Genomic DNA, 22,759 nt, shown 5'->3' with positions numbered 1-22,759 from the left:
TCCATGGAACAGCTCGACCGATGTAGCGACGCTGACCGGGCGTGGGTGACCGAAGCGGTCGCCGCGGTCGAAGCCGACCTGAACCGCTCCGCCGACACCCACCTGCTGCCGTTCCCGCTGCCTCGGGAATGGGGGGTCGATCTCTACCTCAAGGACGAGTCGGTGCATCCCACCGGCTCGCTCAAGCACCGCCTGGCCCGGTCGCTGTTCCTCTACGGGCTCTGCAACGGCTGGATCGGCCCGCGCACCACGGTCGTCGAGGCGTCGTCCGGGTCGACCGCGGTCTCCGAGGCATATTTCGCCCGGATGCTGGGGCTCCCGTTCATCGCGGTGATGCCGGCGTCGACCTCGGCCGAGAAGATCGCGCTGATCGAGTTCCAGGGCGGCAAGTGCCATCTCGTCGACGATCCGTCCGCCGTCGTCGACACGGCCCGGGCCCTCGCCGGCGACCTCGGTGGGCACTTCATGGACCAGTTCACCTACGCCGAGCGGGCCACCGACTGGCGCGGCAACAACAACATCGCCGAGTCGATCTTCAGTCAGATGTCCCGGGAACGGCATCCCGTGCCCGCCTGGGTGGTCATCGGCGCGGGCACCGGCGGCACCAGCGCGACGATCGGCCGCTACGTCCGTTATCAGCGGCATCCCACCAAGATCTGTGTGGTCGACCCGGAGAACTCGGCGTTCTACCCGGCCTACCGCACCGGCGACTGGGCGCACACCACCGGCCGCGGCTCGCGGATCGAGGGGATCGGCCGGCCGCTCGTCGAGGCGTCGTTCCAGCCGCACGTCGTCGACCGGATGGTCGCGGTGCCAGACGCCGCGTCGCTCGCCGCGATGCGCGCGGCCTCCGCGGTGCTCGGCCGCCGCGTCGGAGGCTCCACGGGTACGAACGTGTGGGGCGCTTTCGCCCTGATCGCGGAGATGCGGGCGGCCGGCGTACGCGGATCGGTGGTGACCCTGCTCTGCGACGGCGGCGAACGCTATGCCGACACCTACTACGCCGACGACTGGGTGCGCGCCGCCGGCCTCGACCTGACGCCGCACCGGGCGGTGCTCGACCGCTTCCTGGCCACCGGCGACTGGCGCGGCTGAGAGCTAGCCCCGTTTCGCCAGACCCGGGTAGTCGATCACGAAGCCCTGGTCGTCGACCTTGATCTCGGCGCGGAAGGTGTCGCTCTCGTAGCGGATCTTGTTGCCGCCCAGCGGCGTGTAGGTGTGCTCGGCCGCGATGATCTCCAGGCTGGGCAGCAGCACCCAGGCGGTCATCACGGTGGTTGGCCGGTCGGGCGTGGCGTTGAGCAGCCCGAGCCGGCGGATGACCAGTGTGTTGGTCAGCGGCGAGCCGCCGAGGTCGACGTCGAGGGCCTGTTCGAGCCGCGCGGCGTCTTCGATCCCGGGGAAGCCGACCCGGCGCTGACCGGCCGCGACCAGCGCGGCGTCGAGGTCACCCTGCTCGCCGGTGGTGGCGCGCCACCGCCCGGCGGCGCGCTGCATCCGGACCGTTCGCATCCAACCGGCACCCTCCGCGCTCACGTCGAGCCGCGCGGTCTGCCAGTTGTCGTCGACGATCAGCTCGTAGCGCGCCAGGTAGGGGATCGGATCCACCGCCTGCTGGGTGCCGCGCGCCACGAGCCCTCGCCGGTCGTCGAAGACCACAGTCTCCGCACCGGGCACATCGGTGCGGGTCCACAACAGAACCTTCGGCAACGTCGCCATGCGATCAACGTTACCGGTGATCCGTTAGTTAGTGCGTCCGGCGCGGTCCGCTGCGCGGGCCGCGGAAGCCCTGCCGGTGCCCGCCGCCGTTGGCGGGGCGGTGCGGGCGGCGCGGCTCCTCGGGGGCGATGACCACCGGAACGCCGCTGGGCTCGCGCGCGCCGGTCAGCTCGGCCAGGGCGGCGTCGCCGACCCGGACCCGGGTCTCGGCCGGCTCGACGCCGGCCTTGCCCAGCATCGCGAGCGTGCTGCGGCGCTGCTTGGGCAGCACCAACGTGGCCACCGAGCCGGACTCACCGGCCCGGGCGGTGCGCCCGGCACGGTGCAGGTAGTCCTTGGCGTCGCGCGGCGGGTCGATGTGCACGACCAGCGAGACGTTGTCGACGTGGATGCCGCGGGCGGCCACGTCGGTCGCCACCAGCACCTTCACGCGGCCTTCCTTGAACTCGGCCAGGGTGCGGGTGCGGGCGCGCTGGGTCTTGCCGCCGTGCAGGCCGCCGGCCCTGACGCCGACCGCCGCGAGCTGCTCGACCAGCCGGTCGACGCCCATCTGGGTGCGCGCGAACATCATCGTGCGACCTTCGCGGGCGGCGATCGAGGCCGCGACGCCGAACTTGTCGTGCGGCGGGATCAGCAGCAGGTGGTGGTCCATGGTCGTGACGCTGGCGACGGCCGCCTCGGTGGCGTGCGTGACCGGGTCGTTCATGAAGCGCTTGACCAGCGCGTCGACGTCGCCGTCGAGGGTCGCCGAGAACAGCAGCCGCTGGCTGCCCTCCGGGGTCTTCGCCAGGAGCTCGGTGACCTCGGGCAGGAAGCCCAGGTCGGCCATCTGGTCGGCCTCGTCGAGGACGGTGATCTCGATTTCGTCGAGCACGCAGACGCGGCGCTCGATCAGGTCCTTGAGCCGGCCCGGTGTCGCGACGATGACCTCGACGCCCCGGTCGAGCGCCTCGATCTGCCGGTCGTAGGGCACGCCGCCGACGGCGGTCTTCAGGTAGACACCGACGGCCTTGCCAAGCGGCAGCAGCGCGTCGTTGACCTGCATCGCCAGCTCGCGGGTCGGCACCAGGATCAGTGCGCGCGGGTGCCGCGGGCGGGCCTTGCCACCCTTCGCGATGCGGGCCAGCAGCGGCAGGCCGAACGCGAGGGTCTTGCCGGAGCCGGTCTGGCCACGGCCGAGCACGTCACGGCCGGCGAGCGCGTCCGGGACGGTGGCTTTCTGGATCTCGAACGGGGTGACGATGCCCTCGCGGGCCAGCGTGCGAACGAGCTGGTGGGGCAGGCCCAGGGCGTCGAAGCCCTCGGCGGGTGCGGCGTCGGCCGTGTCGGCGGGCGCCTCAAAGATGGACGGAAACGTGCTGGGGTCAGCAAACGCGGTCAAGTGGGGCCTCTCAGTAAACCCAAGTCCTCAGAAGTCTCAACGCTGTCGCGTCGACACTCCTTCCGGGCATGGCGGGCCATCTCGCGCGTCGACATTCGGGGTGCACACGCTTCGCAAGATCGCCCATGGGGCGCGGAAAAGCGCCGGTCGATGAACTTAGCGAGTGTACGGTGCGTGGCCGCCCGATGCCGCATCGAGGCGTTCCTCCGTGTGCGGCATCACGCGCACGTGTCAGTCGAGCAGCCCGGTGAGTGAGTTGCTGACGAAGAGCACGACGAGCACCCCGATGCCGACCAGCACGCCCAGGCCGATGGCCAGGACCAGCCCGACCTTGGCATAGCTCCGCCGCACCTGGGCCGCCTCGGCGTGCCCCTGGGCCAGGATGTGGCCGGTCAGCGAGCCGGAGTTCTCCAGCGTGGCCTGCGGAAAGGCCGTGGTCATCGGCGCGGGGTCCTCCTGGTTGCCGTAGAGGCGCCCGGAGCGTTTCCCCTGCGCCCACCGGTGATAGTCGGTCGCCGCCCCTGAGGAGCCCGGCGCGGTCGGATTGACCGACTCAGGCCAACTCGGCAGCGCGGGCGCCGGCGCCGGCGCAGGCTGGTGCCCGACCCCGACCGGCGGCCCGGCGGGCGGCCCGATCGCGGGCGGCGGCGGGAACGGCGGCGCGGGTGCCGGGCCGGGCGGCGGGCCCGGCGGTGGGATCGGTGGGCCGGGTGGTGTCGGCGGTTGCGGCTCGGGAATCGGCGGCATCGGCGAGGGCGGCGGCTGCGGCACCGGCGAGGGCGGCACCGGCGGCGGTCCCGGTGGCACCGGACCATGCCCTGGTCCAGGCCCCGGCCCAGGCCCAGGCCCAGGTGGGGTCGGGCTGGGGAACGGTGACGGCGCCGGCTCCGGGCCCGGGAACGGCGGCTGCGGGCGCAGCGGCGGCTCCGGTCGCGGCTCCACCGGCGGCGTGGGCCGCCGCGGCGGTCCCGGCCGCCCAGGCTCGCCCGGCTCAGGTTGCGGCTCGCCGGGCTTCGGCTCGTCCGGCCGAGGCTCGTCGGGCCTGGGCTCGCCCGGCCTCGGCTCGCCCGGCCTCGGCTCGTCGGGCCTGGGCTCGCCCGGCCTGGGCTCGCTCGGCCTCGGCTGGTCGGGCCTGGGCTCGCCCGGCCTCGGCTCGCCCGGCCTCGGCTCGCCCGGCCTGGGCTCGCCCGGCCGCGGCTCGCCCGGCCTCGGCCGGTCCGGCTCGGGCTCGTCGGGTGGCCGCGGTGGCTCCGGCTCGGGTCGCTCCGGCGCCGGCGGCTCGGCCGGCTCGGTCGTGGTGCGCCCGTAGACCCGGGCGCTGCCACTGCTCGCGGCCGGGACCCCGACCGCCAGCTCAGCGGCCGAGGGGCGACGCGCCCCGGGCACGGTCGCCCGGGCCTTGGCGATCGCGGGCGGCTCGCTGCCCCCGGTGAGCGCCGCGATCGAGGCCGGCGTCGCCGCCGACCAGGTCGCGCGCTGGGCGGGAATCGCCGCCGCGGCCGGCTCCTCCGGCTCGGGCGCGGAAGAGGCGGGTGCAGGCGACGCAGGCGCAGGGGGCGACGGCGGCTCGGGCCGCACGTACGCCGGCGGCTCCTCGACCGGCTCCTTGTGGAACGGCACGGAAAAGCCCGACCAGGCCGATTCGTCGGCGACCGGAACCTTGGGCACCCGCCGGTCCAACGGCGGCACGGGCCCCTTGGCCGGCACGGGCGTGATCGGTGGTGGTGCCGGGGTGGGCGGGGCCACCGCGGGCTCGCCAGCGGCCCGGTAGGTGCCCGGAACGCCCGGCGCGGCGACGTGCTCGCCCCCGGGCGGTGCGGTGCTGTTGCGCACCGACGCCCGGCCGACCACCGAGGTGGGTGTGCCGCCGGGCGGCGGGGTCGGGATGTGCGAGATCTCCGACGCCGGGGTGGGCCGGGTCCAGGCGGGCGAGGCCGGCCAGAGCGCACCCTCAGCCGCCGGGGGCGGCGGCGCCTCGTAGGCCGCGGGCAGCTCGTCGTCGGCCGGCTCGGGCAGCGGCGTGCCGACCGGCGGAGGTAGCGGCAACGGCGGCAGCTCGTCGGGTCGTGCGTCGTCGGACTGCCGCGGCTTCTCGTCCATCGCTGCCCTCCCTGCCCGACCCGGGGTCGTGCATGCCCGCCCGGCGCGGCGTGCCAATGTCACATCGTGGCACAACCGCACACCCCGGTATGTCGGTAAGCCGCCCTCAGCCCCCTGACGTGCCGGTCGGCGTGGCGACGGAGTTCGTCGCGGCCGGGTTGGTCGGCGGCACGGCCTCGTGGGTCGAGGTCGCCGGCGGGTCGTCGTCGGCCGGTGGATCGGTCGGCTCTTCCGGGTCGTTGGTCGGCGGGTCGTTGGTGGGCGGCGGCTCCGTCGGCGGCTCGGTGGTCGGCGGCGGGTCCGTCGGCTCCTGCGTCGGCGGCTTGGTCGGTGGCTTCGTCGGCGGCTTGGTCGGCGGCCGCGTCGTCTCGACCGGCGGCGTCGGCGGCTTGGTCGTTGGCGGCTTCGTCGTCGGCGGGGTGGTCGGCCCCGTCGGCACGGCCGGGAAGACCCGGGTCGCCGCGTAGAACCGCGACCACCACACCGTCGACACCTTCACCACATCGCCGGTGGTCGGCGCGTGCACCATCTTGCCGTTGCCGAGGTACATCCCGACGTGGTGCACGGTCTGCCAGCTCGACCCCGAGGCGAAGAAGAGCAGGTCGCCGGGGAGCAGCGCCGACTGCGGCACGCTCTGCATCCGGGTCGCGTAGTACTGGTCGCGGGCGACCCGGGGCAACTGGTAGTAGCCGGCCGACCGGTAGGACGCCCACATCAGGCCCGAGCAGTCGAACGAGTTGGGACCCTCGGCCGCCCACACGTAGGGGTCGCCGAGCTGGGCCAGCGCGTAGCGGACCGCCTTCATCGCCTTGTCGTTGGCCTTCATCCCGGCGACGCTCTCGCCGGAGATGTAGCGGCCGCCGAGCTTCTGCTCCTCGGCCTCCTGGTCACGCTCGTAGGCCTCGACCGCGTCGATGTTGTCGGCCCGCAGCGCGCGCAGCGCGTCTTCCTTGGTCTTGCGGGTCTTCTCCAGCGTGCCGACCTGGTCGGCGAGCTGCTGGTGCTTGGTCTGCATCGCGGCGTAGTAGGCGGTGGCGTTCTGCTCGGCGACCCGGGCCTGCTCGACCGCGTCACCGGCGACCTCCGGGTGCGGCACGGCCGAGCGGCCGGTCAGCAACCGGTTGAGGGTGTCGAAATCCTGCATGTCGCGGTCGTAGACGCCGGGCGGCAGTGCCGCCGCGGCCTTGAGCGCGTCGCCGGCCGCGCTGTCGGCGCTGCGCTGCGCCGCGGCCAACTCGTCGCGCATCTGCCGCAGGTTGGTGTCGGCCAGGTCGAGGTCGGTGGCGGCCTGGTCACGCTGCTGCTGGAGCTCGAGCACCTGCTCGCCGAGCAGCGAGACCTCGGTGGCGCTGGCGTTGATCCGGGCCGCCAGCGGACCGCTCGCCGCGGGCGACGGCACCTGCGGCAGGCTGGTCACCGGCTGCTGGCCGGGGAGTTGCACGACGCCGGCCGGCACCGGTCGGGCGCCCGAGTCGGGCACGGTGTTGGGCAACGGGGGGTCGGCGACCCGAAGGTCGGCGAACGCGGGGCTGCCGAAGCCGGCGGCCGCGGCCGCGGTCGCCGTCAGCAGCGCGGCCCACGCCACCGGTCTGAGCACCCGCAACTGGTTGCTCTGCGGGTTGCCGTGGCGGTTGGGCTGCGGGCGGGTCATGATCCTCCCCGGTTGTCGCGTTGTGACGACCGATCACCGTGCGGGGACGTTACGCATCGGCTGGGTGCCGAGCGACCCTCTGGTGTAACTCGTCACACTCGTTACTACCGCAAAACTGTGGCGACTGTCGATGGCAGCAGCGGTAACGAGACGCTGAGAGCCGGTGAACGGTTGTGGCCCAGCGGTGATCATTCGTCGGCTACACGTACGCTCGCCTGCATGGACGAGGCACGTAAGCACGAGCTTGAGGAAAAGGTCTACGCCGGGATCCGACTTTCCAGGCAGGACGGTGTGGATCTCTACGAGTCCGACGATCTGGCCTGGCTCGGTCGGCTGGCGCACCACAAGCGCACGGAGCTCAACGGCGACCGGGTGATGTTCAACATCAACCGGCACCTCAACCTGACCAACGTCTGTTCGGCAAGCTGCGCCTACTGCTCGTTCCAGCGCAAGCCGGGCGAGAAAGACGCCTACACGATGCGCATCGACGAGGCCGTCCGCAAGGCCAAGGAGATGGAGAACGAGCAGCTCACCGAGCTGCACATCGTCAACGGCCTGCACCCGACGCTGCCCTGGCGCTACTACCCCAAGGTGCTGCGCGAGCTGAAGGCGGCGCTGCCCAACGTCAACCTCAAGTGCTTCACGGCGACCGAGGTGCAGTGGTTCGAGAAGATCAGCGGGCTGACCGCCGACGCGATCCTCGACGAGCTGATGGACGCCGGCCTCGAGTCGCTCACCGGCGGCGGCGCGGAGATCTTCGACTGGGAGGTCCGCCAGCACATCGTCGACCACGAGTGCCACTGGGAAGACTGGTCGCGGATCCACAAGCTGGCACACAGCAAGGGCATGAAGACCCCCGCCACCATGTTGTACGGACACATCGAGGAGCCGCGGCACCGCGTCGACCACGTCATGCGGCTGCGTGAGCTCCAGGACGAGACCGGCGGTTTCGCAGTCTTCATCCCGTTGCGCTACCAGCACGACTTCGTCGACGCCAAAGACGGCAAGATCCGCAACAAGCTGCAAGCGCGCACCACGATGGCCGCGCCGGCCGAGTCGCTCAAGACGTTCGCGGTGTCCCGGCTGATGTTCGACAACGTGCCGCACGTGAAGTGCTTCTGGGTGATGCACGGCCTGTCGGTCGCGCAACTCTCGCTCAACTTCGGCGTCGACGACCTCGACGGCTCGGTCGTCGAATACAAGATCACGCACGACGCCGACTCCTACGGCACGCCCAACACCATGCACCGCGAAGACCTGCTCAACCTGATCTGGGACGCCGGCTTCCAGCCGGTCGAGCGGGACACCCGCTACAACGTCGTCCGCGAATACGACGGCCCGCCGTCGCTCGCCGACCGCCGCGCCCACCCGCAGGACGTGATGTCGTGACCCCCGCCGTCAAATACACGCTGGCCCGGCTCGGGCTCTTCGTCGTCGTCTTCGCGGCGCTGATCCCGGTGCCGATGGACATCTTCTTGAAGCTGATCGTGGCGCTGGTCTTCTCGGCCGGTGTCTCGTTCTTCTTCCTGCGGGCCTGGCGCGACCAGATGGCGCAGCAGTTGGCCGACAAGGTCGACAAGCGTCGCACCGAGAAGGCCAAGCTGCGCACCGCGTTGGCCGGCGACGAAGAGCCGACCCAGAGCTGAAGTTAGTAAGGGCCCCTTTTGCCGCGAAAAGCGGTAATAAGGGGCCCTTCCTTTCACCAGCTAGAAGCGGAGTCGGGCGATCCGACCCTGCTCGCCGGAGGCGTAACAGACCGCGAGGCCGGCACATTCGACGGCGTCGAAGCTGCCGGAGTCGAAGAGCGACCAATGCCGGCCGCCGTCGTAGCTGACGTCGCTGCCGGTCGGGCCGACCGCGAGCACCGGGCCGAGGCGGGTCATCCAGGCCGCGCCGGAGCGGTATTCGCCGGGCTCGCGAGAGGCCGGCCGCCAGGTGCGGCCGCCGTCGCCGGTGATCGCGGCGCCCGACGGAGCCGCGTCGGGGACCGCGTAGTCGCCGCCGACCGCCACGCCGTGGTCACGGTCGCGGAACGCCAGCGAGTAGATCCCCGCCGACGGGCCGCTCGGGATCGGGCTGTCGGTGGCCTTCCAGGTGCGGCCGAGATCGTCGCTGCGGAACACCCGTGCGGTCGCGCCGCCGCCGGTGGCGAAGTAGGCACGGCCGCCGGCCGAGACCAGGCAGGTGCCGCTGGCCGCGAACGCGAATTCGCCGGGCAGCGCGGCCGGCATGCCGGCCGGTGAGACGACCGACCAGGAGCGGCCGGCGTCGTTGGTGGCCAGGATGCGGAACTTGCCGTCGACCGGGTCGGACAGGGCCAGCCCGTGCCGCTCGTCGAGGAACGTCAGGCAGTCGTAGAACGCGGCCGGGTCGGTGTTGCGGAAGGCCTCCGTCCACGTGCGACCCCCGTCGGCGGTGCGGTAGACACGCGAGTCTTCACCGGTGCCGATCGACAGCGCCACCGCGCGGCGGGCGTCGAACGCCTCGATGTCGCGAAACTCGAGGGTCGCCGTGTCGGGCGGCCCGACCGACTCCCACGTGCGGCCGCCGTTGACGGTGCGCAGCACGGTGCCCTGGCTGCCGCTGGCCCAGACCGTGCCGGCGCTGACCACCGACAGGCCGCGGAGCCGGGCGGTGCTGCCGGTCGGCGAGAGGTCCCAGGACGGCGACGGGGTTGCCGTGAAGCCGGCCGAGACGGCGAGCACGCCCAGTGAGACGGCGGCCATCGACGCTTTTCGCATCCACATGTCGATCGAACTTACTCTCGATCAGCGCCCGTGGATATATACCGTTACCTCCACGCCCGGTCGGCCAGGCCGCTGAGCCGGGCCAGCGCTTTGCCCCGCGATCCGAGCGCGCAGAGGCTGCCGAGGAGCAGGTTCTTGTCGCGGTCAGCGGGTTGCAGGTCGCCCAGGATCCGCTTGGAGCCGTCGGCGCCGGAGCCCCGGGTCCAGCCGTTGTTGTCGAAGAAGTGGATCCGCTCGATGGCCTCTTTGAGGGCCGCACTGCGGGTGTCGGCGGTGACCTCGCCGGTCGTCAGGTTGACGGCCCGGGTCTGCATCGCCCACCCGAGCAGCGGGGTCGCCTCCGACTCGATCGCGGCGAAGACGCCGTGCCGAAGCGAGGTGTGTACGTCGTCGTAGTCGGGCAGGAAGGCGAGCACGGCGTGTTCGCGTCCGGGGTTGGGACCGGTGGTGAACTGGCCCCGGAGCGCGAACACGATGCTGTCACCCAGGCCGCCGCGCAGGACGGGCTGGAGGGCGTGGGTGCCGGCCTGTTGGATCACCCACGCGGCCGCCATTTCGGCGGCGTCGTGCAGAGGGGTGTGGTCGTCGATAGGCACCCATGCGGTGCGGTGCGGAAAAACGCTCACAGACTCAGACGGTAACCACGAAACCGGTCGAACTTCATGAATAACCACTAACCATCTTGGACAATTTCGGCTGACCGGATGGACTACCTCGGTGCGACCCGGACGGGAACCACGAGGGGGCCGTCCTCGCCGTCGATGACCTTGACCCGGGCCTTGTAGAAGCGCGACAGGATCTCCTCGGTCAGCACCTCGCGCGCGGTGCCGGCGGCGACCACCGCACCGTCGGCGAGCAACACCAGGCGGTCGGCGTAACCGCCGGCGATCGACAGGTCGTGCATCGTGGCCAGCACGGTCAGCCCCTGGTCGCGGCGCAGCGTGTCGACCAACTCCAGCACCTCCTGCTGGTGGCCGATGTCGAGGGCGCTGGTCGGCTCGTCGAGCAGCAGCAGCGACGGCTCCTGCGCGAGCGCCCGGGCCAGGAACACCCGCTGCCGCTCGCCGCCGGAGAGGGTGTCGAGTTCGCGGTCGCCGAAACCGGCGAGGTCGAGGCGGTCGAGCAGCGCGGTCACGGCGGCGAGGTCGGCGGCCGACTCGCGGCCGAGCAACGAGACGAAGGGGGTACGCCCGAGCAGCACGTAGTCGAACACCGACATTCCGGGCGGGACCACCGGCGTCTGCGCGACGGTGGCCACCATGCGGGCCCGGGTGCGGCGGCGCAGCCGCTCGAGCGGGGTACCCATGAGGGAGACCGCGCCGCCCGTGGGTAGCAGGCCGCCGATCGCGCGCAGCAGCGTCGACTTGCCGGCGCCGTTGGGCCCGATCACCGCCACCCACGAACCGGCCTCGACGGTGAGGTCGACGCCGCGCAGGATGGCCGCCTTACCGAGCGTGACGTGCAGGTCCCGCACCTCGATCGCCGGTGTCATGTGATCACCCGTTTCGCGGTGCGCAGCACCAGCACGAAGAACGGGCCGCCGACGAACGCGGTGACCACACCGATCGGGATCTCGGCCGGCGCCGCGAATGTGCGGCCGGCCAGGTCGGCCAGGGCCAGGAAAGCGGCGCCGAATAGCATCGACAGCGGCAGGATGGCCCGGTAGCTGGTGCCGGTGAGCATCCGCACGATGTGCGGCACGACGATGCCGACGAAACCGATCAGGCCCGACACCGAGACCGCGGCCGCGGTGCCCAGCGAGGCGGCGGCGATCAGGATGTAGCGCGACCGTTGCGGGTGCAGGCCCAGGCCGCTCGCCTCGTCGTCGCCGACCGACAGCACGTCGAGTTCGCGCCGCAGGGCGAGCACCACGACGGTGGTGACGATGGCGTAGGGCAGCAGCAACCGCACCTCGTGCCAGCCGTTGGTGGCCAGCCGCCCGAGCAACCACGAGTAGATCGCCCGGATGTCGTCGGCGTTGCGCTGCATCAGATAGGTCTGCCCGGCGGCCAGGAACGCCGACACCGCGACGCCGGCCAGGATCAGCGACGCGGGCGTCCGGTCGCGCCCGGCCACCCCGAGCAGATAGGTCAGCGCGACCGCGATGAGCGCACCACCAAACGCCGCCAGGGGTACGCTCGGCGGCAGCGCGCCAATGTCCATATCGGAGCCGCGCAGCGCCACGACCGCGGTGACCGCGAGCCCGGCACCGGCCGCCGCGCCCAGCAGGTAGGGATCGGCCAGCGGGTTGCGGAACGCGCCCTGATAGCAACCGCCGGCCAGGGCCAGCATCGCGCCGGCGAGCAGCCCGAGCACCACCCGCGGCAGCCTTAGCTGCAACAGGATCGCGGCGTCGCGCTCCGACAGACCACTGTGGATGTTGACGCCCGGGATCAGGTCGACCAGCTCGGCGGCGACCCCGCCGGGCGGCAGCGAGACCGGGCCGAACGCGAGCCCGGCGATGGCCGCGACCACCACGGCGACGACGCCGCAGAGCAGCCACGGCCACCGTACGCCAGGAAGTCTCCGGGTTTTCAGGCCGGCACCTTCGACACCGCGTCGACGATCTGGCGGAGCAGGTCGACGGTGCGCGGACCCCAGCGGGAGGCGATGTCGTCGTTGAGCCCGACGATTTGCCCCGACTTAACGGCCGTGATGCCCGACCAGCCGGGCCGCGCCTTGACGCTGTCGGCGTTCTGCTGGCAGCACACCGTGTCGGCCAGGAAGATCAGGTCGGGGTCGGCCTTGACCAGTGACTCGGCCGAGAGCTGCGGGTAGCCGCCCTTGCTGCCGTCGGCGTCGGCCGGGTCGGCGATGTTCTCGAGGCCGAGCTGCGCGAACAGCGAGCCGACGAAGGTCTTCGAGGTCAGCGAGTAGAGCTCGGGGCCGAGCTCGTAGTAGTAGGTCAGCTTCGTGCTGCGCTGCGGCACGTCCTTGACCAACTTGTCCACGTCGGTCCGCATCTGCTTCGCGAGATCCTCGGCGGCCGGCCGGTTGCCGGTGAGCGCCCCGATGTCGGTGATCTGCCGATACGTGTCGTCGAGCGTCTTGCCGGCCGGCGCGACGTACACCGGAATCTTGAGTTGGCGCAGTTGCGCGACGACGTTGTTCATGTCGTTGGACAGCACCACCAGGTCGGGCGACTTCCCGGCGATCGCCTCGGCGTTGGGCTGGAACGCCGACAGGTCGCTCTTCGGCGCGTTGGCCGGGAAGTTCGACTGGTCGTCGACCGCGACCACCTGCGGGCCGGCGCCGATCGCGAAGAGCACCTCGGTCGCGGTCGGCGACAGCGCGACGATCTTCGTGGGCTTGGTGGCGACGGTGAGATCACCGACGGTGACCGGGAAGTCGGGGGTGGCGCTGACGTTGGTGTCCGGCGGGGTGCCGCCGTTCTCGGTGCTGCCACCGTCGCCGCAGCCGGCGAGGAGCAGGGCCGCGCCAAGGGCGGCGGCGACGATTCGGGCCTGATATCGCATGGGGTGCCTCCTGTCGGTCGAGGTCTGGTGCTTCGCCGACAGGGGTTGCGCCCGCCCGCGAGGCGCCCTTCCTCGAGAGCGCTGGTTCGCGACCTGGGCAGGCGACCTGGCTCGTCCCCGTCTCGTCGCGGGGCATCGCAGTTGCGGGACAGCGCCGGAGTCACACCGGCTTCGCTGCGGTCGGTCGCGAGCACGGTAACCCACTGGTCACCATGGTCGGGAGGGCGATCGATCGGCCGTTAGCTACGACACCGGCGCCCCGCGGTTGCCCACGGGACGCCGGTGCCCTGCGAAAACGTCAGCTCTGGGTGATCAGGACGTCGTCGACGCCCGCCTCGACCAGGCTGGCGGTCGACGCGTCGGCCGCCTCGATCAGGATCCGCACCGACTGGCCGGCATACGCCGACAGGTTGGCGCTGGCCGTCGCCCACGCGCCGTTGCGGTTGGTGGCCGCACCGGCCTGGCTGAACACGGCCGTCGTGCCGCCGTTGTGCACGACGCTGACCCGGAAGAAGTCAGCCGACGACGCGTTGGTGCCGTGCGCGAGATACCACGACAGGCTCAGCGTCAGCGTTCCGCTGGCGGGGAGGGTGATCGGCCCCGAGCGGATGCTGGTCGTGCCGCCGTCGACGTCGAAGTCGCCCGCTGCGGTGCCGGCCGACGCGCCGGTGACCAGGTCGTTGGTGCCGCTGACGGTGGTGCCGAGTTGCTTGGTGCCGCTCGACGTGGTCGCGGCCGGGTCGCCGCGGACCCACTGGCCGCTGGTGGCGGTGTCGGTGGCCGACGGGTTGGTGGTCCAGCCGTTGGCCGCCTCGAAGGTGTCGGAGTAGACCGTCGTGCCGCCGCCTCCGCCACCGCAGTACTGCGCCTGCTTGTTGATCGCCCGGTAGGGGCAGTCCGCGTACTCGGAGAGCAGCAGGACCGCTTCCCGGTTGCGGCTGGTCTGCGCCGGGATCACCTCGTCGGGCGGGTAGAAGCCGCCGCCGCTGGCCGAACCGGGATACATCTCGAAGGTGTAGGCCCAGATCTTGTGGGTCGCCCACAGCCAGTCGAGGCTGTCACCGTCGGTGATGTAGAGGTCCGACGACTGCTCCGGCGTGTAGCCGTTGGTCGCCGCCATCTGCTGACCGATGGTGGCGAACGTGTTGTAGTCGTCGGTGGTCATGCCGGTCGCCGTGTTGGCGGTGGTGTAGCCGTAGGGCCAGAGCACGAGCTGTGAGTAGGTGTGGAAGTCGATGTTGGCCTTGATCTGCTGCTGGCCACCGACCACCCGGCTGTTGACGAAGTCGCGCAGGGCCCGGGTCTCCGGCGCGCTGAACGCCGACGGGCCGCGGTAGGTCTCCGAGCTGGTGGTCCCGGACGAGCCGCCGCAGCAACCGAAGTTGTAGCCCCAGTTGCGGTTGAGGTCGGTGCCCACATTGGACGAACCGGCGTTCGGCTGCCGGTTCTTCCGCCAGCTCCGGTAGGACCCGGTGGCGATGTCGTACTCGCTGCCGTCGGGGTTGACCGTCGGGACGACCCAGATCTCCCGGCTGTTGACCAGGTTGGTGATCCGGGAGTCGGTGCCGTAGTTGTCGGTGAAGAGGTTGAGCACGTAGATCGCCATCTCGACGGTCAGGTGCTCGCGGGCGTGCTGCTGCGCGTTGAACAGGATCTCCGGCTCGGCCTCGTCGGTGTTGACGTTGTCGGAGATCTTCACGGCCATCAGGTCGCGGCCTTCGTACGAGCTACCGATCGACAGCTTGCGCGCGATCGTCGGGTGGTCGGCGACGACCTGGTTGACCACGGCGGTCAGTTCCGCGTAGTCGTGGTAGGCCGAGTCGGCGGGCGGGAACGCCTGCGCCGTCGGCCCGCCGCTGACCGCGGGCGGCGCCGCCGCCTTCTCCAGGGTGAAGCCGAGCCGTTGGATGGCGCTGGCTTCGGCTCCAGTGGCGGTGACGTTGAGGACGCCGTGCTCGACGTAGTCGATCGAGGCACCGGTGCCGGCGACCGCGTTGCGGTCGGCGAGGGTCTTCGGGCCGAGCACGCGGTATTCGGCCGAGGCCGGTGCCGCTGCGTCGCCACCGGGCGGCGGTTTGGCCGCGACCGGGTTGGCCGAGGCGACGAGCAGGCCGACGACCGCGGTGCCGACCAGAGCGGCCAGGGTGCGTCGTCGACCCAGACGGATGGCCATGCATGACCTCCAGGGGGTTGGTGGAGGAACGTTGGACGAACCTCACCACCCGACCCATGGTCATATCAATATGGGTCTTTGTGCTGGCCCATGCCAACGGGATCATCCCGCCGGCAATGAACTTCAGCGAAACGAACTCTGGTGAAACTTCCTTTCGGCAGCGATAGTGACAGCCATGAACGCATCAGCGCGGGCGGCCGTCGCGGTTTTCGGCGCGGTTGCCTTGATTGCCGGGTTCTCGGCACCGGCCGGAGCCGCCACCTCGACGCCCGTCCATGACGAGCAGATCACCTACCAGGGCTGGTCGACCTATCGCGACTGGCGCACCGGCACGCACCAGGGCACCCTGGCGCTGCCGGGCATTCCGGGCGTTCCCGGCCTACAGGGCGGCGTGACCATCCTGCGTCCACAGGGGACCACCGACTACACCGATCCGCACACCGGGGTGACCCGGAGCTGGAACTACGCGACGTGGACCTCGCCGAAACGCGACGTCGGCTTCGACGCGAGCGAGCTGGTCGCGTCATGGAACGCCGAGACACCGCGCGGCACCTGGATCCAGATCGAGATGCAGGGCACCTATAACACCGGAAACCTGACGCCTTGGTACGTGATGGGCCGCTGGGCCTCCGGTGACGAGGACATCCGCCGCACGTCGGTCAACCGGCAGGGCGACCCGTACTCGACGATCTGGACCGACACGTTCTCCATCGACGACGTAGCCAACGGCGTGATGCTGAGCGGCTACCAGCTCCGGCTGACCCTCTACCGGGCGCCGGGCCAGCTCGCGTCGCCGCGGGTCTGGGCGCTCGGCGCGATGTCGTCCTACGTGCCCGACCGGTTCACCGTGCCGGCCAGCGCCGGGCACATCGCCTGGGGCAAGGAACTGAAGGTACCGGCCTATTCCCAGAACATCCACGAGGGCCATTACCCGGAGTACGACGGTGGCGGCGAGGCCTGGTGCTCGCCCACCTCGACCGAAATGGTCGTCGAATACTGGGGCAAGAAGCCGTCGGCGGCCGACACGGCGTGGGTCGACCCGACCTACCCCGACCCGTCGGTCAACCACGCCGCCCGGATGACCTACGACTACGCCTACGACGGCGCCGGCAACTGGCCGTTCAACACGGCCTACGCGGCGTCCTACCCTGGCCTCGAAGCGAAGGTCACCCGGCTGCACTCGCTCGACGAGGCGGAGCGCTTCATCGCCGCCGGCATCCCGGTGGTCACCTCGCAGTCGTTCCTGGCCAGCGAACTCGACGGCGCCAACTACGGCACCTCGGGCCACCTGTTCGTCATCGTCGGCTTCACCAAAGACGGCGACGTCATCATCAACGACCCGGCCTCGTCCTCCAACGACGTGGTCCGCAACGTCTACAAGCGCAGCCAGTTCGAGCAGGTCTGGCTGCGCACGAAGCGCATCAACGCGACCGGCGGCGTCTCCGGCGGCAGCGGCGGCATCGCCTATTTGATCAAGCCGTGGTGGAAGCCCTGGCCGAAGGTGGCCGGCTCGACCAACTGGTAGTTCTCGCACGTCAAGGGGAGGGTCGCCGGCCGGCGGCCCTCCCTCAGCTCGTCAGGGGTGCCGGGAGCGGGAGCGTGTGCAGCACGGCCAGGCGGCTGACGGCCCGGGTCAGCACCACGTAGAGGCGGTGCAGGCCGCGCGGTTCGGCGGCGACGATCGCGGCCGGTTCGACGACCACCACGTGGTCGTACTCCAGACCCTTGACGACCGAAGCCGGCACGACCGTGACCCGCTCCGCGGACTCGACGTCGTCAGCGGTCGCGCTCTGGATGCCGGCGGCGGCCAGGGCTGCGCGGATGCTTTCGACGGCCGTGTCGGCGGCGATCACGCCGACCGAGCCGTCGTGCGCCAGCGCGGCCCGCACCTGCGCCACCGTCGCGGCGTCGAGGTCGGTGACCTCGTCGATGGTCAGCCAGCCGTCGTTACGCAGCGAGCGGGCCGGCGGCACGTCGACCGCCAGCGCCGGGAGCAGCCGGTTGGCGAACGCGACCACTGCGGCCGGCACCCGGAAGCCGATCGTCAGCGGCACCACCGCGGCGTCGGGCTTGCCCAGGTGGCGCAGGGTCTCCCGCCAGTCGACGGCGGCCCACGGCGCGGTGCCCTGCGCGAGGTCGCCGAGCAGCGTGATCGAGCCGTGTTCGCTGCGCCGGGCGATCGCGCGGGCCTGCATCGCCGACAGGTCCTGGGCCTCGTCGACGACCACGTGGCCGAAGCTGGCCGCGCGCTCGATCAGGCCGGCGGCCTCGTCGAGCAGCACCAGGTCGGCGGCCGTCCACTTGGCCGACTTGAGCGACCTCGGCTGGGTCGACCAGCGGATCAGCTCGCGCTCGTCGTCGGTCAGCACGCCGGCCGGCGGCTCGGTGAGGATCTCGGCGACCAGCGCCTCCGGGGTCAGCGCCGGCCAGACGCTGTCGAGGAACTCGGTGACCGGCTTGGCCTTGCCCATCCGGCGCAGCCAGGCGTCGCCCGGCGAGTCACCCCGGCGCGCCTCGGACTGGCGTTGCAGCAGGCTGACCACCCGGGCCCGGACCCGTTCGCGGGCGGTGGCGTAGGGGAGGTGCTCCTGGCGTACGTCGTCGATGATCCGGCGCAGCACCTCGACGCCGATCCGCCACCGGTAGGAGCCGTCGGGCACGGTCATCGGCTCCTCGGGGGCACCGATGTGCGCGTTGAGGGCGGCGGCGAGCACGGTCGCCATCCGGGCGTCGTGCTTGATCACCGCGACGGCCGGGTCTTCCTGGGCCCGGACCGGGGCGCGGGCGATCAGGTCGTCGACCGTCGCCTGCTCGACCTCGATCTCGCCCAGGGCCGGCAGCACCGCGGAGATGTAGGACAGGAACGCCCGGTTGGGCCCGACCACCAGCACGCCGGACCGGCGCAGCCGCTCGCGGTGCAGGTAGAGCAGGAAGGCGGCACGGTGCAGGCCGACGGCGGTCTTGCCGGTGCCGGGCGCGCCCTGCACGCAGATCGAGGTCTCGAGGTCGGCCCGGACGAGCTCGTCCTGCTCGGGCTGGATGGTGGCGACGATGTCGCGCATCGGCCCGACGCGCGGCCGCTCGATCTCGGCGGTCAGGATCCGGCTGGCGGTCCCGAGCTCCTCACCGCGGTCGAGATGCTCGTCTTCGAAGCTGGTCAGCAGCCCGCCGTTGAACCCGAACCGGCGGCGGACGGCGATGCCCTGGGGGTCGCGGGCGCTGGCCCGGTAGAAGGCCCGGGACACCGGCGCCCGCCAGTCGAGCACCATCGGCTCGCCCACGTCATCGGTCACGTGCCGGCGCCCGACGTGATAGCGGTGCCCGGCGTGGTCTTCGGCCTCTGCTGACCGGCCGAAGTCGAGCCGCCCGAAGAACAGCGGGGTGTCGGGGTCGTCGGCGAGCTCGGCGACGCGGCGAGCGAGCGTACGCCCGAGGGTCTCGGCGGTGTAGGAGTCACCGGCGACGTTGCCGCCGGCGCTGAACAGGGACTCGGCCCGCTCCCGCATCCGGCCCAGGGCGGCGCGCGAGGCGGTCAGGTGGGTGCGCTCGGCGCCGAGGTCGGTTTCCAGATCGGTGGCGGGCTCGGTGGCATCGGTGTTGACGACATGATCGGCGGGCAGGGTCATCCGAGGAAACCTTCCGGAGTGTGGCTCGGGAGACCTGGGCCGCCCGGAACTCCGAGGGGCGAAAACCCCACCCGGTGCCGGCAGTGCCCGGTAACCACGCATCAGCGCGGCGGCGCTCCAGGTTACGCCCGGTTCGTCCACACCTCCACTGAATATCGGCCGGTGCCAGCGCCCGACCCCCTGGTGGGACGATGAGGGAATGGCGGAGGTCGGGCAGGAGCCGCGGCGGATCACGGATCCGAAGATGATGCGGGCGTTGGCGCATCCGGCGCGGCTGGCGATTCTCGAGCATCTCAATACGACCGGGGAGGCGACGACCGCGACCGAGTTCGCGGAGATTGTCGGGTTGTCGCCGAGTGCGACCAGTTATCACCTGCGCGAGTTGGCCAAGGCCGGCATGATCCAGGAGGCGCCGAGCCGCGGTGACGGGCGCGAGCGGGTCTGGCAGAGTCCGGCCGCCTCGTGGGGCCTCGACATGGAGGCCGACGCCGACCCGGAGACCCGGGCCGCCGAAGAGGCGTTGCTGGCCACCTACCTCGATCGCGACCAGGCGCGGCTGCGCGCCTACCTGGCCCGGGCGCGGGAAGAGCCCCCCGAATGGAACGACGCCGCCGGGCTGACCACGTCGACGATCTACGTCACGCCCGATGAGCTGAAGGCCTTCTTCGAAGCGGTACGCGCCCAGATCGAGCCGCTGATGCAGAGAAACCGCAAGGACGCTCCGCCCGAAGGAGCGCGCACGGTTCGCGTCCACTTTGCCGCTTTCCCCGACGACTGACGGGACCTGGGCTTGCGCGCCCAGATGTGAAGGATTATTTTCGAAGCATGTCCTTCGCATCTGGCGCCCCTTCGCGCTGGAGTGACGTCTACGTCACCTCCGGAGCGCGCGCACTCTCCATGGCCGGCGACGCCCTCGCGGCCACCACGCTCGCGCTCGCCCTGCAAGACCGGGGTGCCGGCGGGCTCGCCGTCTCCGGGCTCTGGATCGCCGCGACCCTCCCGCTGGTCGTGCTCGTGCCGCTCACCGGGCGGCTGGTCGACCGCTACGACAGCCGGGTGCTGCTGGTCGCCACCGGCCTCGCCCAGGCCGCCGTCTGCCTCGCCCTGGCCTTCGTCACCGCGCCGATCGCGCTGATCGGGCTGGTCGCGGTGCTGGCCACCGGGCTCGCGATCACCAACCCGACCTTCTCCGCACTGGTGCCGTCGATGGTCAGCCGCGACGACCTGCCCAAGGCCAGCGCGCTCGGGCAGACCGCGTCGATGATCGGCTCGCTGCTCGGCCCAGCCGCCGCCGGCTTCCTGGTCGCCGGGTTCGGCACCCGCCCGCCGCTGCTCATCGACGCGGCCACCTACCTCGCCGTCGCCGTGGCCGGACTGCTCCTGCGCACCCGGCGGGGCGGCGCTCCGGCGCCGACAACAAACCGGGAAGCGGCCGGACCGTGGCGGCTGCGCACCGACGGGCTGCTGCTCACGACGTTCCTCGCCTTCGGCGCGGTGGTCGCCGGCGTCGGCGGCGTCAACGTCATCGAGGTCTTCTTCGTCCGCGACACGCTGGGTGCCTCCACATCGGCCTTCGGCCTGGTCACCGCGGCCTGGACGGGTGGCATGGCCGCCGGGGCCTGGGTGTTCGTCCGGGTCGTCCGCCGCTACGACGACGACTCGGGGCTGGTCCGCGCCATGCTGACCCTGCTCGGCGCGACCTGCGTGCCGGTCCTGCTCAGTGCCGCGGCCACGGAGGCCTGGCAGGTGGCGGTGCTCTGGCTGGTCGGCGGGCTGCTCAACGGCGGCCTCGGGGTGTTCAGCACGATCCTGGTCGCCCGCCGGGTTCGCGAGGCTGACCGCGGCCGGGCGTTCTCGGTGCTCAACGCCGCCGCCAACGGTGGGGCGATGTGCGGCTACGTGCTGGCCGGCGCCCTGCTCGGCCCCTTCTCGCCGCGCACCCTCATCTTCACCTTCGGCCTGGCCGGCGTGCTGGTCGTGCTCGCCGCGGCGGCTCCGGTCGCGCGTGCCATCCGGCAGGAACGGGTCACATCCGCGGCGGTCGCCTGAGCGCCGTCCCACTTCGCGGGATACGGTGAAGCCACCATGAGTGAGATCCGCAGACCCCGTGTCGGTCACATCCAGTTCCTGAACTGTCTTCCGATCTACTGGGGCCTGATGCGCTCGGGTGCCCTGCTCGACGTCGACCTGCACAAGGACACGCCCGACAAGCTCAACGCGGCCCTGGTCGCCGGCGACCTCGACATCGGGCCGATCTCGCTGGTCGAATACCTGCGCCACGCCGACGACCTGGTGCTGCTGCCCGACCTCGCGGTCGGCAGCGACGGGCCGGTGTTGTCGGTCAACATGGTCTCGACCAAGCCGCTGGCTGACCTGGCCGGCGCCCGCGTCGCACTCGGCTCGACCTCACGCACCGGCGTGCTGCTCGCGCAGATGCTGCTGTCCCAGCGCTACGGCGTGACGCCCGAATACTTCCGGTGCCCGCCCGAGCTGACCCAGATGCTGCTGGAGGCCGACGCCGCCGTGCTGATCGGCGACGCGGCGCTGCGCGCGCTCTACGAGGCGCCCGGGCGCGGGCTCACCGTCACCGACCTCGGCCAGGCGTGGCGCGAGTGGACCGGGCTGCCGATGGTCTTCGCGGTCTGGGCGGCCCGGCGCGACTTCGCCGCCGCCAACCCGGGGCAGGTCAAGGAGGTGCACGAGGCGTTCCTCCGGTCGCGCGAGCTGTGCCTGTCGGAACTCGACGAGGTCGCGACCGCCGCCGCCCGCTGGGAGCCGTTCGACGCCAAGACGCTGGCGTCCTATTTCCGGGTGCTCGACTTCTCGCTCGGTGACCGGCAGATCGCCGGGCTCCGCGAGTTCGCCCGCCGCGCCGCGATAGCCGGCGAGGCACCGAGCCTCCCCCCGACCGGCCCCGTCTTCTACAACAGCTAGCCGCCCGCCGCGGTGCGGAGTTGCTGGCCGACCAGCTCGCAGATCTTGGCGCCGTACTCGTAGCCTTTGTCGATTTCGTATCTGGTCATCACGCCGACTACCCAGCCGTCGCCGATGGCCATGCAGCTCACGTGGTATTCCTGCTCTTCGTCGCGGTCGACCCAACCGTTCTTGATGGCGATCTTGGGTTGTTCCTCTTCCGGGAACGCCTTGCGGATGCCGAAGTCGCCCATGCCGGTGACCGCTCGCATCTGCTCGAGCAGGAAGCCGGTCCAGGCCGGGCCGGCCGCGCGCCCGTCGGCGATGCATGCGCCGAGCCGGGTGATGTCCGCCGAGGAGAGCAGGGTGCGGCTCCAGCCGCCGTCGTCGGAGACCCGGCTGTCCTCGAGCCCGCAGGTGGAGATCAACCGCCTGATCGACTCGTCTCGGCCGTTTTCGATGTAGAGCGTCTCCGCCGCCTCGTTGTCGCTGTCCCGGATCATCGACTCGATCAGTTCGAGCGCGTCTTCGGTCGGGGTCAGGCCCTGCTCGGCGGTGCGGCGCAGGAAGTCGGCGGCGATCCACGGCTTGATCAGCGACGCGGTCGTGCTCAGGGTGCTGCGGTCAGCGGAACCGGACATTTTTCCGGTACGGGTCTCCAGCAGCGCCCAGGAATACCAGCCGCTCTGATTGATCCTGATTTCAGTCGCCTTCACCGGGAGCTCGGATTTCGGCTTGGGCGGAAGCAGGCCCGACGATTCGAGCGCGCCGCCGACGACCGGGGCGCTGCGCCAGCGCGCGGCCACCCGGGCGGCGATCGACGAACCGGGCAACAGGCCCAGGCCGGCGACGCACAGGACGGCGAGGACGCCGACGATGACGATCGTTGTCGTGGCGCGGCTGCTCCGGCGCCGCTTATGGCTCGTGCTCAAGGTCAGCCCTAAGTGCCGCCGGACGGGGGAACCTGCTCCGT

Annotated in this window: 19 protein-coding genes and 1 riboswitch; of the genes, 7 read left to right on the top strand and 12 right to left on the bottom strand. The window is 71.4% G+C overall.

What is annotated here, in order from left to right; all coding sequences use genetic code 11:
• Window positions 1–3: 3 nt before the first annotated feature.
• Window positions 4–1,095, top strand: a complete 1,092-nt coding sequence (gene cds1, locus DFJ67_RS08750; RefSeq protein WP_116067416.1) for an L-cysteine desulfhydrase Cds1 — start codon at window positions 4–6, stop codon at window positions 1,093–1,095.
• A gap of 3 nt (window positions 1,096–1,098) precedes the next feature.
• Here cds1 and DFJ67_RS08745 read toward each other — a convergent pair whose 3' ends face one another.
• The 4 genes from DFJ67_RS08745 to DFJ67_RS08720 all read right to left on the bottom strand — a co-directional run bounded on the left by DFJ67_RS08745 (window position 1,099) and on the right by DFJ67_RS08720 (window position 6,851).
• On the bottom strand, window positions 1,099–1,719 hold the full coding sequence (locus tag DFJ67_RS08745) for a putative glycolipid-binding domain-containing protein (RefSeq protein ID WP_203784004.1): 621 nt from the start codon (window positions 1,717–1,719) through the stop codon (window positions 1,099–1,101).
• Between the two features lie 28 nt (window positions 1,720–1,747).
• Window positions 1,748–3,100, bottom strand: a complete 1,353-nt coding sequence (locus DFJ67_RS08740; RefSeq protein WP_203784005.1) for a DEAD/DEAH box helicase — start codon at window positions 3,098–3,100, stop codon at window positions 1,748–1,750.
• A 231-nt stretch (window positions 3,101–3,331) separates the two neighbouring features.
• On the bottom strand, window positions 3,332–5,200 hold the full coding sequence (locus tag DFJ67_RS42235) for a hypothetical protein (RefSeq protein WP_147315453.1): 1,869 nt from the start codon (window positions 5,198–5,200) through the stop codon (window positions 3,332–3,334).
• 106 nt (window positions 5,201–5,306) lie between these two features.
• Window positions 5,307–6,851 (bottom strand): C40 family peptidase, encoded by a 1,545-nt coding sequence (locus tag DFJ67_RS08720; protein ID WP_116067412.1) that lies wholly within the window; start codon window positions 6,849–6,851, stop codon window positions 5,307–5,309.
• Window positions 6,852–7,070: 219 nt separating this feature from the next.
• Here DFJ67_RS08720 and mqnE point away from each other — a divergent pair, with 219 nt between their 5' ends.
• Window positions 7,071–8,240: an aminofutalosine synthase MqnE gene (gene mqnE, locus DFJ67_RS08715; protein ID WP_116067411.1), complete on the top strand. Its 1,170-nt coding sequence runs from the start codon at window positions 7,071–7,073 to the stop codon at window positions 8,238–8,240.
• A complete protein-coding gene (locus DFJ67_RS08710; RefSeq protein ID WP_116067410.1) occupies window positions 8,237–8,497 on the top strand; it encodes a DUF4229 domain-containing protein in 261 nt (86 codons plus the stop codon). The genes mqnE and DFJ67_RS08710 overlap by 4 nt, the downstream gene beginning before the upstream one ends.
• 60 nt (window positions 8,498–8,557) lie before the next feature.
• On the opposite strand, the gene DFJ67_RS08705 is transcribed toward DFJ67_RS08710, so the two are convergent.
• From DFJ67_RS08705 to DFJ67_RS08680, 6 genes are all read right to left on the bottom strand, one after another.
• Window positions 8,558–9,598, bottom strand: a complete 1,041-nt coding sequence (locus tag DFJ67_RS08705) for a WD40/YVTN/BNR-like repeat-containing protein (RefSeq protein ID WP_239097441.1) — start codon at window positions 9,596–9,598, stop codon at window positions 8,558–8,560.
• 44 nt (window positions 9,599–9,642) lie between these two features.
• Window positions 9,643–10,224, bottom strand: a complete 582-nt coding sequence (locus tag DFJ67_RS08700) for a hypothetical protein (protein WP_147315452.1) — start codon at window positions 10,222–10,224, stop codon at window positions 9,643–9,645.
• 83 nt (window positions 10,225–10,307) lie between these two features.
• Complete coding sequence (locus DFJ67_RS08695) at window positions 10,308–11,090, bottom strand: ABC transporter ATP-binding protein (protein WP_116067408.1); 783 nt, start codon at window positions 11,088–11,090, stop codon at window positions 10,308–10,310.
• Complete coding sequence (locus DFJ67_RS08690) at window positions 11,087–12,136, bottom strand: FecCD family ABC transporter permease (protein WP_116067407.1); 1,050 nt, start codon at window positions 12,134–12,136, stop codon at window positions 11,087–11,089. The genes DFJ67_RS08695 and DFJ67_RS08690 overlap by 4 nt, the downstream gene beginning before the upstream one ends.
• Window positions 12,133–13,074: an ABC transporter substrate-binding protein gene (locus DFJ67_RS08685; protein WP_116067406.1), complete on the bottom strand. Its 942-nt coding sequence runs from the start codon at window positions 13,072–13,074 to the stop codon at window positions 12,133–12,135. Before DFJ67_RS08685 ends, DFJ67_RS08690 begins: the two co-directional genes overlap by 4 nt.
• 79 nt (window positions 13,075–13,153) lie before the next feature.
• Window positions 13,154–13,304: riboswitch (cobalamin riboswitch) on the bottom strand.
• Window positions 13,305–13,372: 68 nt separating this feature from the next.
• Window positions 13,373–15,247, bottom strand: coding sequence for a M14 family metallopeptidase (locus DFJ67_RS08680; protein WP_116067405.1), 1,875 nt, complete (start codon window positions 15,245–15,247; stop codon window positions 13,373–13,375).
• Between the two features lie 175 nt (window positions 15,248–15,422).
• Here DFJ67_RS08680 and DFJ67_RS08675 point away from each other — a divergent pair, with 175 nt between their 5' ends.
• Window positions 15,423–16,772, top strand: coding sequence for a C39 family peptidase (locus tag DFJ67_RS08675; protein ID WP_116067404.1), 1,350 nt, complete (start codon window positions 15,423–15,425; stop codon window positions 16,770–16,772).
• 43 nt (window positions 16,773–16,815) lie between these two features.
• Here the strand turns inward: DFJ67_RS08675 and DFJ67_RS08670 are convergent, their stop codons facing one another.
• On the bottom strand, window positions 16,816–18,873 hold the full coding sequence (locus DFJ67_RS08670) for a HelD family protein (RefSeq protein ID WP_116067403.1): 2,058 nt from the start codon (window positions 18,871–18,873) through the stop codon (window positions 16,816–16,818).
• Window positions 18,874–19,072: 199 nt separating this feature from the next.
• Here DFJ67_RS08670 and DFJ67_RS08665 point away from each other — a divergent pair, with 199 nt between their 5' ends.
• Genes DFJ67_RS08665 through DFJ67_RS08655 form a run of 3 tightly spaced genes read left to right on the top strand, consistent with a single transcriptional unit; the run spans window position 19,073 to window position 21,807 of the window.
• Window positions 19,073–19,651 carry a helix-turn-helix domain-containing protein gene (locus tag DFJ67_RS08665; RefSeq protein ID WP_116067402.1) on the top strand — a complete coding sequence of 193 codons (579 nt, stop codon included), beginning with the start codon at window positions 19,073–19,075 and terminating at the stop codon, window positions 19,649–19,651.
• 47 nt (window positions 19,652–19,698) lie between these two features.
• Window positions 19,699–20,922, top strand: coding sequence for an MFS transporter (locus tag DFJ67_RS08660; RefSeq protein WP_116067401.1), 1,224 nt, complete (start codon window positions 19,699–19,701; stop codon window positions 20,920–20,922).
• A gap of 36 nt (window positions 20,923–20,958) precedes the next feature.
• Entirely contained in the window at window positions 20,959–21,807 is an 849-nt protein-coding gene (locus DFJ67_RS08655) for a menaquinone biosynthetic enzyme MqnA/MqnD family protein (protein WP_116067400.1), read from the top strand.
• On the opposite strand, the gene DFJ67_RS08650 is transcribed toward DFJ67_RS08655, so the two are convergent.
• On the bottom strand, window positions 21,804–22,718 hold the full coding sequence (locus tag DFJ67_RS08650; RefSeq protein ID WP_239097442.1) for a serine hydrolase: 915 nt from the start codon (window positions 22,716–22,718) through the stop codon (window positions 21,804–21,806). The genes DFJ67_RS08655 and DFJ67_RS08650 overlap by 4 nt on opposite strands.
• Window positions 22,719–22,759 lie beyond the last annotated feature (41 nt).

Source organism: Asanoa ferruginea, from assembly GCF_003387075.1.
GTDB lineage: Bacteria > Actinomycetota > Actinomycetes > Mycobacteriales > Micromonosporaceae > Asanoa > Asanoa ferruginea.
Note: the sequence above shows the minus strand (reverse complement) of the source record. Positions and strands in the feature narration are given on the sequence as shown.

What these genes read in the sequence shown, in the direction of transcription:
- DFJ67_RS08705 (WP_239097441.1), bottom strand. Translation starts at nt 9,598, where the DNA reads ATGTGGATGCGAAAAGCGTCGATGGCCGCCGTCTCACTGGGCGTGCTC.
- DFJ67_RS08685 (WP_116067406.1), bottom strand. Translation starts at nt 13,074, where the DNA reads ATGCGATATCAGGCCCGAATCGTCGCCGCCGCCCTTGGCGCGGCCCTG.
- DFJ67_RS08660 (WP_116067401.1), top strand. Translation starts at nt 19,699, where the DNA reads ATGTCCTTCGCATCTGGCGCCCCTTCGCGCTGGAGTGACGTCTACGTC.
- DFJ67_RS08670 (WP_116067403.1), bottom strand. Translation starts at nt 18,873, where the DNA reads ATGACCCTGCCCGCCGATCATGTCGTCAACACCGATGCCACCGAGCCC.
- DFJ67_RS08680 (WP_116067405.1), bottom strand. Translation starts at nt 15,247, where the DNA reads ATGGCCATCCGTCTGGGTCGACGACGCACCCTGGCCGCTCTGGTCGGC.
- DFJ67_RS08745 (WP_203784004.1), bottom strand. Translation starts at nt 1,719, where the DNA reads ATGGCGACGTTGCCGAAGGTTCTGTTGTGGACCCGCACCGATGTGCCC.
- mqnE (WP_116067411.1), top strand. Translation starts at nt 7,071, where the DNA reads ATGGACGAGGCACGTAAGCACGAGCTTGAGGAAAAGGTCTACGCCGGG.
- DFJ67_RS42235 (WP_147315453.1), bottom strand. Translation starts at nt 5,200, where the DNA reads ATGGACGAGAAGCCGCGGCAGTCCGACGACGCACGACCCGACGAGCTG.
- DFJ67_RS08655 (WP_116067400.1), top strand. Translation starts at nt 20,959, where the DNA reads ATGAGTGAGATCCGCAGACCCCGTGTCGGTCACATCCAGTTCCTGAAC.
- DFJ67_RS08665 (WP_116067402.1), top strand. Translation starts at nt 19,073, where the DNA reads ATGGCGGAGGTCGGGCAGGAGCCGCGGCGGATCACGGATCCGAAGATG.
- DFJ67_RS08720 (WP_116067412.1), bottom strand. Translation starts at nt 6,851, where the DNA reads ATGACCCGCCCGCAGCCCAACCGCCACGGCAACCCGCAGAGCAACCAG.
- DFJ67_RS08675 (WP_116067404.1), top strand. Translation starts at nt 15,423, where the DNA reads ATGAACGCATCAGCGCGGGCGGCCGTCGCGGTTTTCGGCGCGGTTGCC.
- DFJ67_RS08695 (WP_116067408.1), bottom strand. Translation starts at nt 11,090, where the DNA reads ATGACACCGGCGATCGAGGTGCGGGACCTGCACGTCACGCTCGGTAAG.
- cds1 (WP_116067416.1), top strand. Translation starts at nt 4, where the DNA reads ATGGAACAGCTCGACCGATGTAGCGACGCTGACCGGGCGTGGGTGACC.